Genomic DNA, 15,412 nt, shown 5'->3' with positions numbered 1-15,412 from the left:
TCCACGCGAGGGTCCGGAACCTTGACCACCGCCATGGCCGCCTCGTGGCGGGTCTCGAAACCGCCCACCGCGGCGCTGAGGCCGGTGAGGGCGTTGTAAAGCGTGGTCTTGCCCGCCCGTGAGAATCCTGTGAGTCCGACTTTCATGGACTCCAATTTAGCAGCGGGCGGGATTATTCATAGTGGCGCCAGACGCCGCAGAACATTGAAACCTGAGCGCTGACCGCTCAGATTTCAACGTTTTACGGCATTCTTTTCGTACACTTCGTCGCGCGCCAGCTCCGCCCCGTTCGCGGCCGCCACCGCCAGCTCGTCGCACCGCTCGTTCTCCGGGTCGCCCGCGTGGCCCTTGACCCAGCGGTATTCGACCTGGTGCCTTTCGGAGAGGTCCAGCATCTCGGCCCAGAGATCGGGGTTCAGGGCTGGCGCCTTGTCGCTCCTCTTCCATCCCTTGGCGCGCCAGCGCTCGGCCCATCCCTTGGACATGGCATCGACGACGTAGCGGGAGTCGCTGTAGAGCGCCACCCGGCACGGTTCCTTCAGGGAACGAAGCCCCGCCAGCACCGCCATGATTTCCATGCGGTTGTTGGTGGTCCTGCGGTAGCCGCCGCTCAACTCCTTGCGGGTACCGTTGTAGAGGAGTACGGCGCCGTAGCCTCCGGGGCCGGGGTTCCCCAGGCATGCTCCGTCGGTATAGATGGTCACGTTCTTCATGGTTGCCTGGCCAGGGAGTATAGAGGGCGCCGGGCTGATGCCGCAACACGCCGGTGAACGCTTGACACGGAACCCCATGTCTTTTTTAATCCCACACACGCTCAACGCAGGTTCTGCGTCAAACGAAACGCCGCGGGAAGGTTTGCCGACAGCAAGACGCGACGACGACGTGTAGGAGCGGGTTTCAGACCCGCCCGTTCCCGGACCATCGGCGACCCACGACAACAGCCCAAGGAGACGCGCATGCAAACCGGTTCGTACATCAACGGAGAGTGGGTCCAGCCGAACTCCGGCCGGCAGGTACGCAATATCAACCCCGCCGACACCCGCGACGTCATCGCCGAGTTTCCCATGGCCACGGCCGCCGACACCGAGCGGGCCATCGACGCGGCCGCGGAAGCATTCCAGGGGTGGAGGAAGACGCCGGGACCGGAGCGCGGGCGGGTGATCTGGCGCGCGGCGGACATCGCCCGGCGGCGGGTGGACGAGATCGCCGAGCTCATGACGCGCGAGGAAGGGAAGATCTTCAAGGAGGCCCGGGGCGAGGTACTCAAGGGGATCTCGCTCATGGAGTACAACGCCGGCGCCGGCTACCGGCTCGGCGGAAAGACGTTGCCCTCCGAAGCCCGGGACACCTTCACGTACACGATCCGGCAGCCCATGGGCGTGGTAGGGCTGATCGCGCCGTGGAACTTTCCCTGGGCGATACCGGTGTGGAAGTCCGCGCCGGCGCTGGTGGCCGGCAACGCGGTGCTGCTGAAGCCGGCGTCCCTGACCCCGTCCACGGCGGGCCTCCTGGCGGAGGTCTACGAGGAAGCCGGCATTCCCAAGGGCGTCTTCAACGTGGTGGTGGGCTCCGGGGGCGACGTGGGCGAGACCATCGTCAACTCCCGGCGCATCCCGGTGGTGTCGTTCACCGGCTCCAACGAGATCGGCAGCGACCTGTACGTCAAGGCGGCCTCCCGCGGCGCCAAGGTCACCTGCGAGATGGGCGGCAAGAACGCGGTCATCGTCATGCCCGACTGCGACCTCGACAAGGCCGCCGTGGCGATACGGGACGGCGCCTTCGGCTCCACCGGCCAGCGCTGCACCGCCACCTCCCGGGTCATCGCCATCGGTGACACCCGAAGCGAGCTGGTGGCCCGGCTGGAGGAACACGCCAGGAAGATTCGTGTGGGCTCGGGACTGGACGCGGACGTGGACATGGGGCCGGCGGTGGACGAGGGCCAGTGGAAGACCGACCTGGAGTACATCGAGATCGGCAAGCAGGAGGGCGCCCGGCTGGTGACGGGCGGCAACAAGCCCAAGGGGCTGGACCACGGTTTCTACGTGGAACCCACGGTGTTCGACGACGTCACCCCCGACATGCGCATCTTCCGCGAAGAGATCTTCGGCCCGGTGCTGTCGGTGGCGGCGGCCTCGGATCTGGATGAAGCCATCCGGTTCGCCAACTCCGTGGACTTCGGTCTCACCACTTCCATCTTCACCCAGGACGTGGACAAGGTCATGCGCTTCGTGGAGGAGGTGGAGACCGGCATGGTGCACGTCAACGAGCCCACCGTGGGCGGCGAGGCCCAGCTCCCCTTCGGCGGCATCAAGGCCACCGGCGTGGGCGAGCGCGAGATGTCCGAGGAGGGTCTCAACTTCTTCACCGAGATCAAGACTGTCTTCATCAACTACTCCGGCCAGTCCGGGCGGCTGATGATCCGCTGAGGCGCGACCACCCAGCCCGCATCGAATCCGGACCGTGGAGACCGATCATGGAATGTGAACACGCTATCATCGACGCCGACGGCCACGTGGTGGACCAGGACAAGGACCTGCGCCGCTACCTGCCCGCGCCGTGGAACGAGAAGGACTGGACCCGGGAGTACTACCTGTTTCCCCTCACCGACGGCTGGATGCGCGGCATGTCGTCGCGCCACAAGGCCGAGGTGCCGGACGCGGCCAACTGGCTGAGCTTCCTGGACGAGTCGAAGATCGAGCAGACCATCCTCTATCCCAGCAACGCGCTGTTCCACGGCCAGATCCGTAACAAGGGCTGGGCGGTGGCCGTGGCCCAGGCGTACAACGACTGGCTCTACGACTGCTTCGGGCGCCAGTCGGACCGGCTCAAGGGCGTGGCGCTGCTGCCGGTGCAGGACATCGAGGCGGCGGTCGCGGAGTTGCGCCGGTGCGTGGAGGAGCTGGGCATGGTGGCGGGCGTGATCCCGTCGGTGATGGCGCCACTGGTGGGCCTGGGCGGAAGACAGTTCGACCCGATCTACGCGGAAGCCGAGCGGCTCGACTGCGCCCTGGCGGTCCACGGCGGTCCGGTGGCGGGACTGGGACTGGACATCTTCGAGAGTCTGGCCGAGGCGCGGCCCCTGGAGCACGCCATGCCGCAGATGGTGCAGATGATGAGCATGATCAACGCCGGCGTGTACGACCGCTTCCCCAACCTGCGCGTGGCCTATCTGGAGTGTGGCACCGGCTGGGTGCCGTTCATGATGGACGCGCTGGACGAGAACTGGGAGCGGCGCGGCCACGCGCTGGCGGTGAAGCAGCGCCCCAGCGATATCATCCGCGGCGGCAACATCTTCTTCACCTGCGAGGTGGACGAACGGAGCCTGCCGTACGTGCTGGAGCAGCTCGGCGGGGACCAGGTGCTGTGGGCCTCGGACTATCCCCACGAGCGCGCGCGCGCCGACTTCTTCCACGATCTGCCGGACTTCTTCGCGCGGGAGGATGTCAGCGCCGATGTGCGCAAGAAGATCCTGTGCGACAACCCGAAGCGCTATTACGGACTGTAAGGCGGAACACGAAGAGCCAGCGCCGCGGAAGGCTGGTTGAATTGTGACGATCCGGGGCCTTGGCGGACACTATGACGAAACCTGTCGAACCTGTCGATCTCGAACACAACGCGGCCATGAGCCGCGCCGACCGGGACCATCTTGTCCATGGCTTCGTGCCGCTCTCCAGGCATCAGGCGGACGGGTTGCCGGTGTTCGTCCGGGCCGAGGGAGTCTACTTCTGGGACTCGCTGGGCAAGCGCTACATCGACGGCCTCGCCACTCTGTGGAACGTGCACGTGGGCCACGGCCGGAAGGAGATCACCCGGGCGGTGGCGGACCAGATGGACCGGCTCGCCTACGCGCCCACGCTCATCGGGCCCACCTCGGAACCCACCGTCCGGCTGGCCTCGAGGCTCGCGGAGATGGCGCCCGAAGGGTTGAGCCGGGTGGTATTCACCTCGGGGGGCTCGGAGACCAACGAGAGCATGATCCGGCTGGTGCGGGCCTATTGGAAGGCCAAGGGCCAGCCCGGGCGGACGCATTTCGTCACCCTGAACCAGGGCTATCACGGTTCTTCCAGCGGCGCCGCCATGCTGACGGGCATCCCGCTCTTCAACCAGCAGATGGAGCCGGGCCTGCCCGACGTGCACCACATGGCGCGGCCCCACTGCTACCGTTGCGAGCTGGGGAAAACCTGGCCCGACTGCCGCCTCGCCTGCGCCGACGAGCTGGAGCGGCTGGTGGAGCGGGAGGGCGCGGACACCGTGGCCGCCTTCGTGGCCGAGCCCGTGCAGGGGGTGGGCGGGGTCATCGTGCCGCCCGAGGGCTGGCTCGCGAGGATTCGGGAGATCTGCGACCGGCATGGTATCCTGATGGTCTGCGACGAGGTGATCACGGGTTTCGGGCGCACCGGCAGCCTGTTCGCGTGCGCGGGCGAGGGCGTCACGCCGGACGTGCTGGTCCGCGCCAAGGGCATCACCAGCGGCTACCTGCCCATGGGCGCCATGCTGTTCCGGGAGGAGATCTTCCAGACGTTGCTGGCCAAGGCCGACGACGCGTTCTATCACGGCTACACCTACACCGGACATCCGGTGGTGTGCGCCGCGGCGCTGGCCAACCTCGACATCATCGAGCGGGAGCGGCTGGTGGAACGGGCGGCGGAGGTGGGCGCCTACCTGCAGGAGCGGCTGCGGACGCTCCTGGACCTGCCCATGGTAGGCCAGGTGCGCGGCCGCGGGCTCATCGCCGCGGTGGAGCTGGTGAAGGACAAGGAGACCCGGGAGTCCTTCGCGGTGGAGCAGCAGGTGCCCCGGCAGGTCTACGACGAGTGCCTCGCCAACGGGCTGTTGCTGCGGGTATGCGGCACCCATGCGCTGGCGGTGTGCCCGCCGCTGGTGGTCACGAGAGAGCAGATTGACGACATCGTTGCAATCTTGCGGGACGCCATCACCACCGTCGCGCAGGCCGTGCTGTCGTAACGAAACCTGCCATCCGCAGACGGCCGTTTTCGGGACTCCCGCCCCTCATCCAGTCATTCCCGCGAAAGCGGGAATCCAGGGGTGGGGCGGGGACCCACTGCCGTTGCAACCCTCCACCACCCCTGGATTCCCGCTTTCGCGGGAATGACGGATGAGAGGCCGCAGGATACGGACGAGAGGGCCGAGGACACGGATGAGAGGGCACGGATGAGGAGGCGGAAATGACGGCTGGAAATGACGGTGACAGTGAAGGCTCCTGCGCATGTTCGGAAGCGAGAAGATGACAGGCAAGACCAGGGAGGTATCCGTCAATGGTTGAATGCCCCGTTTGCGGAGCGGAATTTGAACTGGCCGAGGACGCGGTGGAAGGCGAGCTGATCACCTGCACCGACTGCGGCACCGAGCTGGAGGTCACCAGCCTCGACCCGCCCGAGGTGGCCGAGGCGCCCTCGGAAGAGGAAGATTGGGGGGAATGAGCTTGAAGATCGGTTTGCTGCATTCATTGGTCCGGCCCGAGGAGAAGCTCCTGATCAAGGAGTTCCGGAAGCATTCCGGCGTGGAGCTTCAAATGATCGACGACCGCAAGCTCTCGTTCAACCTGGGCAGGGACGAGTTCGACCTGGACGTGCTTCTGGAGCGGTGCATCAACCACTCCCGGGCGCTGCACGGCCTGCGGCTGTTCGAGAGTGCCGGCGTGCGCTGCGTGAACGCGTCGTCGGTGGCGACCGTGTGCGGCGACAAGATCCTCACCTCGGTGCATCTGCAGGAGCACGGCGTGCCCCAGCCCGAGGTGCGCATCGCCTTCACCGAGGAATCCACCCTGGAGGCCATCGAGGAGATGGGCTATCCCGTGGTGCTCAAGCCCGCGGTGGGTTCCTGGGGCCGGCTCCTGGCCAAGGTCAACGACCGGGACGCTGCGGAAACCATCCTGGAGCACAAGGCGATCCTGGGCAGCTACCACCACTCCATCTTCTACATCCAGCAGTATGTCGAGAAGACCGGGCGCGACATCCGGAGCTTCGTCATCGGCGACGAGTGCGTGGCCGCCATCTACCGCTACAGCGACCACTGGATCACCAACACGGCGCGGGGCGGGCGCGCCGAAAACTGTCCGGTGACGGACGAGCTGCGGGACCTCTCGGTGCGCGCGTGCCGCGCGGTGGGAGGCGGCATCGTCGCCGTGGATCTCTTCGAGACCCCGGACGGACCCCTTGTCAACGAAGTGAACTACACCATGGAGTTCCGCAACAGCATCGACACCACCGGGGTGAACATTCCCGGCCTCGTGGTCGAGCACGTGCTCAAGGTGGGCCGTGAGGAACGGGAACGCAGGGGCGCGGCGTGACGGAGAGGCGGACGGGTTCTCGGGTCGTGGGCATGGATCGGAAAGAGAGGCGCGAGCCGTGGCAGAGAGCTTGAAGGTCTCCATCGTCGGAGCGTCCGGCTACACGGGCGGGGAGTTGCTGCGTCTGCTCCTCGGGCACCCTGGGGTGGAGGTGTGCGAGGTCACCTCGGAGCGCTTCGCCGGCAAGTTCGTGTTCAAGGCTCACCCCAACCTGCGCAAGCGCACCCAGCTCCGCTTCTGCAAGATGGACGAGCTCAAGCCGTGCGACCTGCTGTTTCTCTGCCTGCCCCACGGTCAGGCCATGGAACGCATCGATTCGTTCCGGGAACTGGCGCCGAAGCTGGTGGATCTGAGCGCGGACTTCCGGCTGAACGATGCGGGCGAGTACGAACGCTGGTATGGCAAGCCACACCAGCGCCCGGAGCTCATGAAGGAATTCGTCTACGGGGTTCCGGAACTGCACCGCGACGAGATCCGCGGCGCAAGCTTCGTCACCGGCGCCGGTTGCAACGCCACCGCCACCATCCTGGGGCTCTACCCGTTCTTCAAGAAAGGGTTGGCGGACCCGGAGCGTACGGTGGTGGAGGTCAAGGTGGGCTCCAGCGAGGGCGGCAATGCCGCCAGCGACGCCTCGCACCACCCGGAGCGCAGCGGCGCGGTGCGCTCGTTCATGCCCACGATGCACCGCCACTGCGCGGAGATCTACCAGGAGCTGGGCTTCGGCGAGCCGATCCGGGTGTACTTCTCCGCCACCTCCATCGAGATGGTGCGCGGCGTGCTCGCCACCTGCCACCTGTTCCTGCGCGAGCCCCTGGAAGAGAAGGACGTGTGGAAGCTCTACCGCGAAGTCTACGGCAAGGAGCCCTTCCTCCGCATCGTCAAGGAGGCGGACGGCATCTACCGCTACCCCGAACCCAAGCTTCTGAGCGGCACCAACTATTGCGACGTGGGCTTCCAGAAGGAGAAGGGGTCGGACCGGCTGGTGGTGCTGAGCGCCCTGGACAACCTCATGAAAGGCGCGGCGGGGCAGGCGGTCCAGGCCTTCAACCTCATGAACGGCTTCGAGGAGACCCTGGGCCTGGAGTTTCCGGGGCTGCACCCGTAGCGGTCAAGCGCCATGTGCCGCCTGATGTGCGTCAAGAACCGAGAGCCGTTCGACATCGCCGAGCGCCTGTCGGAACTCGCCGGCATTGCCCGGAACAGCCCGGAGTACCAGGGCCACGGCTGGGGCTGCGCCTACCTGGTGGACGGCGGGTGGCGGGTATACCACAACATCAAGCCCATCTGGGAGGACGATCTGGACCAGTTCGGTGCCACGACCCTGCTGTTGGGCCACGCCCGCAGCGCCTTCCGGGACGAGAACATCGTCGTGGAGAACAACATGCCGTTCGCCGACGACCGCTACGTGTTCGCGTTCAACGGCGAGCTGCGCGGCGTGCGCATCAGCGCGGAGGGGCGTATCGGCGCGGAGAAGGTGTTCAACTTCGTCAAGCGTTTCGACAAGGGCGACATGGCCGCGGCCATGCGCAAGGGGATGGACGTCATCGTCCGCAGGACGCGCTACGTGCGCGCCATGAACATGATCATTGCCGATAGAGAGAACGTCTACGTGGGATCGCTCTTCAACGAACAACCCGAGTACTTCAGGCTGCGCGCCCGTCAGAGCGACGGCGGTTTCACCGTCAGCTCCGAGACCGTGCCGGAGCACGGCGGCTGGCGCGTGATTCCCAACGACACGGTGGAGCACCTGCGATGATCCTGGTGAAGATCGGCGGCGGCAGCGCCGTCAACCTGCCCGGCATCGCCGAGGACCTGGCGGCGGTGTCCGACCGTTTCATCGTGGTGCACGGCGCCAACGCGGTGCGCGACGCCATCGCCGCGAAGCTCGGCAATCCCACCCAGGTGGTGACGTCGGTGTCGGGATACACCAGCGTGCTGTCGGACAAGGCAGCCCTCGACGCCATCCTGATGGGCTACGCCGGCGTGCAGAACAAGCGCATCGTGGAACTGCTGCAGCAGAACGGGGTCAACGCGGTGGGTCTCTCGGGCATCGACGGCCGCGCCATCCAGGGCCAGCGCAACAAGGGCATCCGGGTGCGCAAGGACGGCAAGACCCTCATCGTGCGCGACTTCTCGGGCAAGCCCCGGAGCGCCAACAAGGAACTGTTCCAGTTGCTGCTCGACGGCGGCTACGCACCGGTGCTGTCCATCCCCATCATCGACGAGCGCCACACCGCCATCAACTCGGAGAACGACGACATCATCAACGTGCTCCAGGCCGCCTTCCACGCCGAGGTGGTGCTGCAGCTCATCGAGGCCCCCGGCTTCCTCGCCGACAAGGACGACGAGAGCACCGTGGTGCCGCATATCCGGGCGGGTGAGCTGGAGCAGCGGGAGGCGCAGGTGGAGGGGCGCATGAAGCGCAAGATGCTGGCGCTGCGCAAGCTGTTCGAGGAAGGCGCGGAGAAGGTCATCATGAGCGACGGCCGAGTGGAGCATCCCGTCCGTGACGCCCTGGCGGGGAAAGGAACGGTGATCCAGTGAGCGACTTCAAGGAGCTGCAGCAACAGTACGAGTTCGACGTCTACCCCAAGCGCGATATCGTCCTGGTGCGCGGCCAGGGCGCCAAGGTGTGGGACGACCAGGGCCGCGAGTACATCGACTGTGTGGCCGGCCACGGCGTCGCCAGCCTCGGTCACTGCCATCCCAAGGTGGTGCAGGCGGTCACCGAGCAGGCGCAGCGGCTCGTGAGCTGCTCCGGCGTCTTCTACAACGACGTCAAGGCGCGCCTGCTGGAGCGGCTGGCGGGCATCACGCCCGGCAACCTCAACCGCGCGTTCCTGTGCAACTCGGGCACCGAGACCATCGAGGCGGCCATCAAGTTCGCCCGCTTCGCCACCGGCAAGCAGGAGTTCGTGTGCGCCATGCGCGGCTTCCACGGCCGCACCATGGGCGCGCTGAGCGCCACCTTCACCAAGGAGTACCGCGACCCCTTCGTGCCCATCGTCGAAGGCTTCCAGTACGCGCCCTTCAACAACTTCGCCAAGCTGGAAGAGAAGGTGAACGACAACACCGCCGCGGTGATGCTGGAGATCGTCCAGGGCGAGGGCGGCGTCAACCTCGGCAAGGCCGAGTTCTTCGAGCAGGTGAGCGAGCTGTGCCGGGAACGGGGCGTGCTGCTCATCATCGACGAGGTCCAGACCGGCTTCGGCCGCACCGGCAAGATGTTCGCCTGCGAGCACTTCGGCCTCGAACCCGACATCCTGTGCCTGGCCAAGGCCATGGCCGGCGGCATCCCCATGGGCGCGGTGCTCTGCTCCGACAAGCTCGAGGTCCCCGTGGGCCGCCACGGCAGCACCTTCGGCGGCAACCCGCTGGCCTGCGCCGCGTCCCTCGCCGCCATCGACGCCATGGAAGAGGAAGGACTCGCCGAGGCCGCCGCGGAGAAGGGCGCCTACCTGCTGGAGCGCCTCAAGGCCGCGGACCTGCCGAAGGTAAGAGAGATCCGCCAGCTCGGCTTGATGATCGGCATCGAGCTCAAGGAAAAGTCCCAGCCCCACCTCGTGCGCCTGATGGAGAAGGGAGTCCTGGCCCTACCCGCCGGCGCGACCGTGGTACGGCTGTTGCCGCCCCTGGTCATCAGCCACGCCGAGTTGGACACCGTGGCGGAGGCGCTCATCGAGGTGCTGTCCGACGGTTCGTAACGGGCCTTCACCCGCGTTTGCTCACGCCCCTCGGGCAAGCCCGCGAATGCCCCGAAAAGCGTCATTCCCGCAACGACCCCCTCGAATCGTCATTCCCGCGGAAGCGGGAATCCAGGGGTGGCGAGGCGGGGAAACGCCGCTGTAGTGCCCCAGCACCGCCCCTGGATTCCCGCTTCCGCGGGAATGACGCTTCAGGGGGCTCGGCCTCATCCGATTGGCACGGTCTGTCTTGCGGGAATGAGGGTGAGGGGCGTCGTCCCACGCGATCCTCGACACAGCCTGTTTCGCGAGAATGACGTGTTACGGGCACTCGACCATCACGTCACGAATCAACTCTTGCCAAGTGTGGATTTCCCTATCCGGGTTCACCAGCGGCGCCACCTCCGCGCAATGCTGCGCCAGACTCTCGTAGAAGGGCAGGTCGTTCTCGGCGCGGAGCAGCACCCGCTTGAGCCCGGCCGTGTCGCCGAGTTCGTAGTAGCCGGGGTAGTCGTCGCCCAGGGTGCCGATCAGGCCCGATATCCTCGAGGCGGCCACCGGGACGCCGGAGGCGAGGGCCTCGCACAGTACGTTGGAGCTGCCCTCCATGCGCGAGGTGATGGACACGAGGTGGCTGCGGGCCATGAACTGGCGCGTCTTCCAGTGGGGCCACTCGCCCATCCAGCGGTAGCGCGGGTTGCGCTCCATCTCCTGCCGGGCGCGTCGCGCGAGGCTCTCCTCGAAGGCGGCGCCGATGTGCACCACGCGGATGCGCGAGGAGGCGGGCAGGGCGCGCACGGCCATGGCGGTGCGGAACGGGTCCTTCTCGGGGCGCATGTGGCCCACCGTGGCGACGATGAAGCGGCGTTTCGGGTCGCCGGGGCCGCCGGGCCGCGGCTCTGCCGACTGGTAGATCACCCGGGTCTTTTCGTGCAGTGACGGGTCGAGTTCGTCGAGCCCTTTTCGTTGGAGCAGCACCAGACGGTCGGCCAGCCGAAGCGACTCGCGAGCGTTCTCGTCCACGTGGATGTCGTTGTACAGGTCGGTGCCGGTGAGCACGACCACCACCGGTTTGCCGGGATGGAGTTCCCGGAACCGGCGAACGGAGCCGTGACTGCGGCGCGCGTGGAGCGCGATGAGAAGGTCGCACCGTTCACGCTCGTAGCGGTCCAGGGCTTTGACCCGATAGCCCGAAGCGCGCAGGATTCGCGCCCACCTTCCCCCGGAGATGCGGTTGCCCGTGCGCCGCGTGGGTCCGGCGGGGGTTACCAGGGCGATTCTGGTTGTCGACGTGTTGTCAGGTGCCAAGTCGTCTTCCAATCTGAGTGGGAACGCTGACAGATCTCGTCGCCGGCAGAGGCGCGGTCCTTCGACTTCGCTCCGCTGGCGCTTCGCTACGCTCAGGACGAACGGAGGGACTGGGTTCACGACCGTTCAGCCTGTGTCTTCTGCATGCTCAGGACACGTTTAGCAGAGCGAAGTCGAAGGACGCCACCCGCGGCGATTGCCCGGCCGGTGCGAACCCGCGGATTCGTCAAGCTATTTGTGACGCAGGACACTAGTCCCGCGCGCACGTGCGGAAACCGGCCCACACGTCCCGGCGGTCCGGCTTGTAGAAGTTGCGCCAGGTGTTGCGGATGAGGTGTGAACGGGTGGTCCAGCAGCCGCCGCGCAGTACCCTGTGATCGCCGAACCAGGGCTCCGAATACTCCCTGTAGGGGTCCCGGACGAAGCCGGGGTAGGGCTGGAAGGCGCTGGCGGTCCACTCCCACACGTTGCCGATCATCTGGCGGCAGCCCGCGGCGCTGTCACCCGCGGCCAGGGCGTCCACCGGCAGGCGCCCGCCCGCGGCCCAGTCGAGGTTGCCGCGGTCGGGGTCGGGCGGCGCTTCGCCCCAAGGGAAACCGCGCTTGGCTGCTTCGCCGCTGGCGGCGGCGCCCGCCGGATCCACGGCCGCGGCCAGCTCCCACTCGGCTTCCGCGGGCAGCCGGCGCCCGGCCCAGCGGCAGTACGCCTCGGCCTCGTGCCAGTTGACGTGGACCACCGGGAGGTGCGGGGGCAGGGGCAGCCAGCGGTCGAAGATTCGCTCCAGCCAGCGGCCCGGCGCCTCGCGCTCCCAGTACACGGGATGCGCCGCGCCCTCGGCCTGGCGCCAGCTCCACCCCTCGTCGCTCCACCACCGCGGATCGTCGTAGCCGCCGTCGTCGGCGAACGCGGCGAACTCGGCGTTGGTCACGGCGGCGCGGGCGATGCGGAACGGCGCCACGGTCACGGGATGGCCCCACTTCTCGTTGTCGAAGACAAAGGGCAGGTCCTCGGTGGCGCCGAGCACGAATTCACCGCCGGGTACCTCCACGTCGCCGGGACACGGGGCGCCCCGCGGCACGGTGCCGTGGCCCACGAACGCGGGCGGTGCATACGCCAGGGTCTGGCGCGTGTACGTGAGCGCCTCCGCGTGCATGTCCTCGTGGAGGAAGCCCAGCCTGTGGAAGTAGGTTTCCTCGGGGTTCAGCCGCTCGGCGGGCAGTCCTTCGGCAATCTCGTTGAGAACGCGGTCCATGTACGCGAGGGTCTCGGTCCGCGACGGCAGCCCCAGTCCCCACCGGGTGTCGTGGAGCACGGCGGCGGAATCGTACAGCACGTCGCCGTCGCGCATCATGGGGTCGTGGCCGCGCAGATGGCGCAGCGCCCACTTCTCGTGGAACCACGCGATATGCCCGATTTCCCACAGCGGCGGGTTGACGATGGCCAGCAGCGGCACCGAGAGCTGTTCGTCGGAGAGATCCTCGATCAGGCTCAGGGTGCGGGAACGGACTTCCTTCAGGGTGTCCAGCACCTCGCGGGTGGATACGGTCTTGTCGTCCATGCCTTCCAGTGTGTTTCTAGTGCGGTGTCTGGCGGAGCGCTTGCTCCAGTCGCTGTTGCCACGGCGCGAACTCCTCGCACCACCGTTCATCCCCGTGGGCGATCAAGTACGCGTGGGCGGCCGCGAGCGCGCCGCGTTCGGATTCCGTGGTCGTCGCCGGCGAATCCGGGGCCGCATCCCATTCACAAAATTGTCGCAGGGCCTGCCAGTGTTCCACGTTGGCCGCGCCGAACCGCTCGGCCACGGCCGCCTGCCAACTCCTCTCCGGGTCGTAGGCGCCGGGGTCCCGCGCGTAGTCGAAGCAGGTGGCCAGGGGAACGAAGCTCAGCTCCTCCTGCACCAGCGGGTTGGCCAGGTAGCCGTGCACCTGCTCCGGCAGCCGCGGGTCGCGTCCGGTGAGGGGGCCGATGTGCATCTCATCCTTCATGCTCAGGTCGTTCACCGGGTAGTTGTCCCACAGCAGCAGCCGGTGGCCCATCCTTCCCGCGACCTCCTCCATGTGCTCCAGCGTGATGCTCCGGGGCACCACCTTGGGCCCGGTCCAGAAGCAGGACACCGTCGCCGGCAGGTGCCGTGCCACGGTCTCCGGGAAGCTCGGCTCGAACTCGCCGAAGACCTCGGCCAGGAGCGGATCGGGGGGGTAGTACGAGGGACAGAACCACCACTCCGCCTGCCAGTCCGTGGGCTGCCGCTCCAGCACGGCCGCGAGCCACAGGGATTCGGCCTTGGCCAGGCTGTTGTCGAACTTCTTCACGTCGCTGTCGTGCGTGAGCCGGGAAGGGAGGTCGTCGAACTGCACCGCGAAGGTGCGCACTCCCCGGTCGTAAAGGCGCGCGGCCTTGGCGAGCAGGATTCCTACCGGTTCCGCCGCGGCGAAGCACAGGTCCTTGCCGGGGTGGAAACCGTAGACGAAGTCGATGCCCCGGGCCTGGGCGACCTCGATGAGCGCGCACAGCTCACGCCACTCCGGTTCGGGGTATGGGAGCTGCCAGCGTTCCCGGTGGTAGGGGTCGTCCTTGGGCGCGTAGAGGTAGGTGTTCATCCCGCGCGCGGCACCGAACGCGAACATCGCCGCGCGGTGCGCCATGCTCCACGGGGGACCGAAGAAGCCTTCCACGATCCCCCGCCGTTCGAATGTCGTTATGGACGAAATACCGGGAATGTCACTGACCCATGTTGTACAGCCGGGCGCAGTTGTCCCACAGGTACTTCCGCTTGGACTCGTCGGAGAACGGCATCTCCAGGAAAGTATCCAGCGAGTGCGGATACTTGACGTCCAGGTGCGGATAGTCGGTGGAGAACACCACGTTGTCCTCCAGGCCGAACTCCGGGATGTGCTTGGCGGTGATCTCGTCGCATTCGACGGCGCCGAAACACTGGCGCTGGAAATACTCCAGCGGCTCGAGCTTGAGGTCCGGGTACTCGGCCTTGCCCACCGATTCCATGTAGTCCCCCATGCGGTACAGGAGCCACGGGAGCCAGGAGCAGTTGCCTTCCAGGAAGGCCACGCGGAGCTTGGGGAAGCGCTCCATGACGCCGCCGTAGATCATGTCCGCGCACGCGAACATGTTGGCCAGCGGGAAGCTCAAGGTGTTGAACATGGAGAAGGACGGGATGAACTGGGAGATGGCCGGCTGGGGCTGGTACACGCGCCCGGCCTCGTGGAAGCCCACGGGCACGTTCAGGCTCTGGCACACTTCCCACAGCGGATCGTAATAGGGGTCGCTCCAGCACAGTCCGTTGGTCTGGTTGGGACGCATGAAGACGCCCCGGAAGCCCATTTCGGTCACCGTCCGCTTGGTCTCGACCACCGCCGCCTCGACGTTCTGGGGCGGCACCATGGCGACGCAGACCATGCGGTCGCTGTCCGCCTGCGCGAAGTCGTAGAGCCAGTCGTTGTAGGCGCGGGAGATGGCCGCGGCCAGGTCGGGGTCGAGCCCGTCGATGCCCAGGACGAAGAGCCCGCGCGTGGGGAACAGGAACGCCAGGTCGAGGCCTTCCTTGTCCATGGCCATGACCTGACTCACCCCGTCGAAGTTGCGCGCCGCCACGTCGCTGTACTTTTCCTTCAGGGTGTTGAGACGGTAGTCCCTGAGCCCGGGGTTTTCCGGCCGTCGCGGGATGGGGAGGATCTTGCCGTCGAGCTCGACGCCGAGGTCGCGGAAATCGCGTTGCAAGCCCTTTGGGGCACGGTCCTTGAATTCGGGGTCGATGTAGCGCTGCCACAGGTCGTGGGGCTCGAACACGTGCATGTCGGAGTCCATTGCCTTGAAGCCTTGTTTGGCCATGTCTTTCTCCTCCGCGAAGGTGATTGTCCCCCAGGGGCGGGGGCGGCATGCGGCACGGAATGGCCGAATCGTAGGCGGTTGCCCAAACGCTGTCAAGCGGCCGTGCGGCAAGGCGCGATGACTTGTAGGGGCGACCCGCGGTCGCCCCCCAGTGGCGGGCCCCCCGCGAGGAAGACCCCGCGAGGAAGCCCCCGGGCGTCGTCGCGGGGGGGGGGAGGGGGGAGGGCCCGCCGGCACCAGAGCGCGTGCGCGCCGGCGGGTTCGC

The 15,412-nt window shown here is 67.0% G+C and carries 14 protein-coding genes; 9 read left to right on the top strand and 5 right to left on the bottom strand.

The annotated features are described in order from the left end of the window. Positions 1-233: 233 nt before the first annotated feature. On the bottom strand, positions 234-713 hold the full coding sequence (gene rnhA, locus OXF11_06795; protein ID MCY4486811.1) for a ribonuclease HI: 480 nt from the start codon (positions 711-713) through the stop codon (positions 234-236). Between the two features lie 243 nt (positions 714-956). Between rnhA and OXF11_06790 the strand changes: the two genes are divergently transcribed. The 9 genes from OXF11_06790 (at position 957) to OXF11_06750 (ending at position 10,014) form a co-directional block, all read left to right on the top strand. Beyond that, entirely contained in the window at positions 957-2,426 is a 1,470-nt protein-coding gene (locus OXF11_06790) for an aldehyde dehydrogenase family protein (GenBank protein MCY4486810.1), read from the top strand. A gap of 47 nt (positions 2,427-2,473) precedes the next feature. Continuing rightward, positions 2,474-3,505, top strand: a complete 1,032-nt coding sequence (locus OXF11_06785; GenBank protein ID MCY4486809.1) for an amidohydrolase family protein — start codon at positions 2,474-2,476, stop codon at positions 3,503-3,505. A gap of 71 nt (positions 3,506-3,576) precedes the next feature. After that, positions 3,577-4,965, top strand: coding sequence for an aspartate aminotransferase family protein (locus tag OXF11_06780; GenBank protein ID MCY4486808.1), 1,389 nt, complete (start codon positions 3,577-3,579; stop codon positions 4,963-4,965). A 311-nt stretch (positions 4,966-5,276) separates the two neighbouring features. Continuing rightward, positions 5,277-5,441: a lysine biosynthesis protein LysW gene (gene lysW / locus OXF11_06775; GenBank protein MCY4486807.1), complete on the top strand. Its 165-nt coding sequence runs from the start codon at positions 5,277-5,279 to the stop codon at positions 5,439-5,441. Between the two features lie 2 nt (positions 5,442-5,443). After that, positions 5,444-6,310 carry a lysine biosynthesis protein LysX gene (gene lysX, locus OXF11_06770; protein ID MCY4486806.1) on the top strand — a complete coding sequence of 289 codons (867 nt, stop codon included), beginning with the start codon at positions 5,444-5,446 and terminating at the stop codon, positions 6,308-6,310. 58 nt (positions 6,311-6,368) lie between these two features. Continuing rightward, on the top strand, positions 6,369-7,415 hold the full coding sequence (argC, locus tag OXF11_06765) for an N-acetyl-gamma-glutamyl-phosphate reductase (protein MCY4486805.1): 1,047 nt from the start codon (positions 6,369-6,371) through the stop codon (positions 7,413-7,415). Between the two features lie 24 nt (positions 7,416-7,439). Continuing rightward, entirely contained in the window at positions 7,440-8,066 is a 627-nt protein-coding gene (locus OXF11_06760) for a hypothetical protein (GenBank protein MCY4486804.1), read from the top strand. Next, positions 8,063-8,854 carry a [LysW]-aminoadipate kinase gene (locus OXF11_06755; protein MCY4486803.1) on the top strand — a complete coding sequence of 264 codons (792 nt, stop codon included), beginning with the start codon at positions 8,063-8,065 and terminating at the stop codon, positions 8,852-8,854. The genes OXF11_06760 and OXF11_06755 overlap by 4 nt, the downstream gene beginning before the upstream one ends. Beyond that, positions 8,851-10,014, top strand: coding sequence for an acetylornithine/succinylornithine family transaminase (locus OXF11_06750; GenBank protein MCY4486802.1), 1,164 nt, complete (start codon positions 8,851-8,853; stop codon positions 10,012-10,014). The genes OXF11_06755 and OXF11_06750 overlap by 4 nt, the downstream gene beginning before the upstream one ends. 300 nt (positions 10,015-10,314) lie before the next feature. Here OXF11_06750 and senB read toward each other — a convergent pair whose 3' ends face one another. The 4 genes from senB to OXF11_06730 all read right to left on the bottom strand — a co-directional run bounded on the left by senB (position 10,315) and on the right by OXF11_06730 (position 15,147). After that, positions 10,315-11,301 (bottom strand): selenoneine biosynthesis selenosugar synthase SenB, encoded by a 987-nt coding sequence (gene senB / locus OXF11_06745; protein MCY4486801.1) that lies wholly within the window; start codon positions 11,299-11,301, stop codon positions 10,315-10,317. A 250-nt stretch (positions 11,302-11,551) separates the two neighbouring features. Continuing rightward, positions 11,552-12,859: a selenoneine synthase SenA gene (gene senA, locus OXF11_06740; GenBank protein ID MCY4486800.1), complete on the bottom strand. Its 1,308-nt coding sequence runs from the start codon at positions 12,857-12,859 to the stop codon at positions 11,552-11,554. 16 nt (positions 12,860-12,875) lie between these two features. Then, positions 12,876-13,976 (bottom strand): beta-N-acetylglucosaminidase domain-containing protein, encoded by a 1,101-nt coding sequence (locus OXF11_06735; GenBank protein ID MCY4486799.1) that lies wholly within the window; start codon positions 13,974-13,976, stop codon positions 12,876-12,878. A 46-nt stretch (positions 13,977-14,022) separates the two neighbouring features. Further along, positions 14,023-15,147 (bottom strand): amidohydrolase family protein, encoded by a 1,125-nt coding sequence (locus OXF11_06730; GenBank protein MCY4486798.1) that lies wholly within the window; start codon positions 15,145-15,147, stop codon positions 14,023-14,025. Positions 15,148-15,412: the final 265 nt, after the last annotated feature.

The organism is Deltaproteobacteria bacterium (assembly GCA_026712905.1).
Lineage (GTDB): Bacteria > Desulfobacterota > Binatia > UBA9968 > JAJDTQ01 > JAJDTQ01.
The sequence above is the reverse complement of the archived record's forward strand: the minus strand, read 5'-3'. Positions and strand labels throughout refer to the sequence as shown.

Coding starts and splice junctions, on each gene's coding strand:
- rnhA (MCY4486811.1), bottom strand. CDS start 713: ATGAAGAACGTGACCATCTATACCGACGGAGCATGCCTGGGGAACCCC.
- OXF11_06790 (MCY4486810.1), top strand. CDS start 957: ATGCAAACCGGTTCGTACATCAACGGAGAGTGGGTCCAGCCGAACTCC.
- OXF11_06785 (MCY4486809.1), top strand. CDS start 2,474: ATGGAATGTGAACACGCTATCATCGACGCCGACGGCCACGTGGTGGAC.
- OXF11_06780 (MCY4486808.1), top strand. CDS start 3,577: ATGACGAAACCTGTCGAACCTGTCGATCTCGAACACAACGCGGCCATG.
- lysW (MCY4486807.1), top strand. CDS start 5,277: ATGGTTGAATGCCCCGTTTGCGGAGCGGAATTTGAACTGGCCGAGGAC.
- OXF11_06760 (MCY4486804.1), top strand. CDS start 7,440: ATGTGCGTCAAGAACCGAGAGCCGTTCGACATCGCCGAGCGCCTGTCG.
- OXF11_06755 (MCY4486803.1), top strand. CDS start 8,063: ATGATCCTGGTGAAGATCGGCGGCGGCAGCGCCGTCAACCTGCCCGGC.
- senA (MCY4486800.1), bottom strand. CDS start 12,859: ATGGACGACAAGACCGTATCCACCCGCGAGGTGCTGGACACCCTGAAG.
- OXF11_06730 (MCY4486798.1), bottom strand. CDS start 15,147: ATGGCCAAACAAGGCTTCAAGGCAATGGACTCCGACATGCACGTGTTC.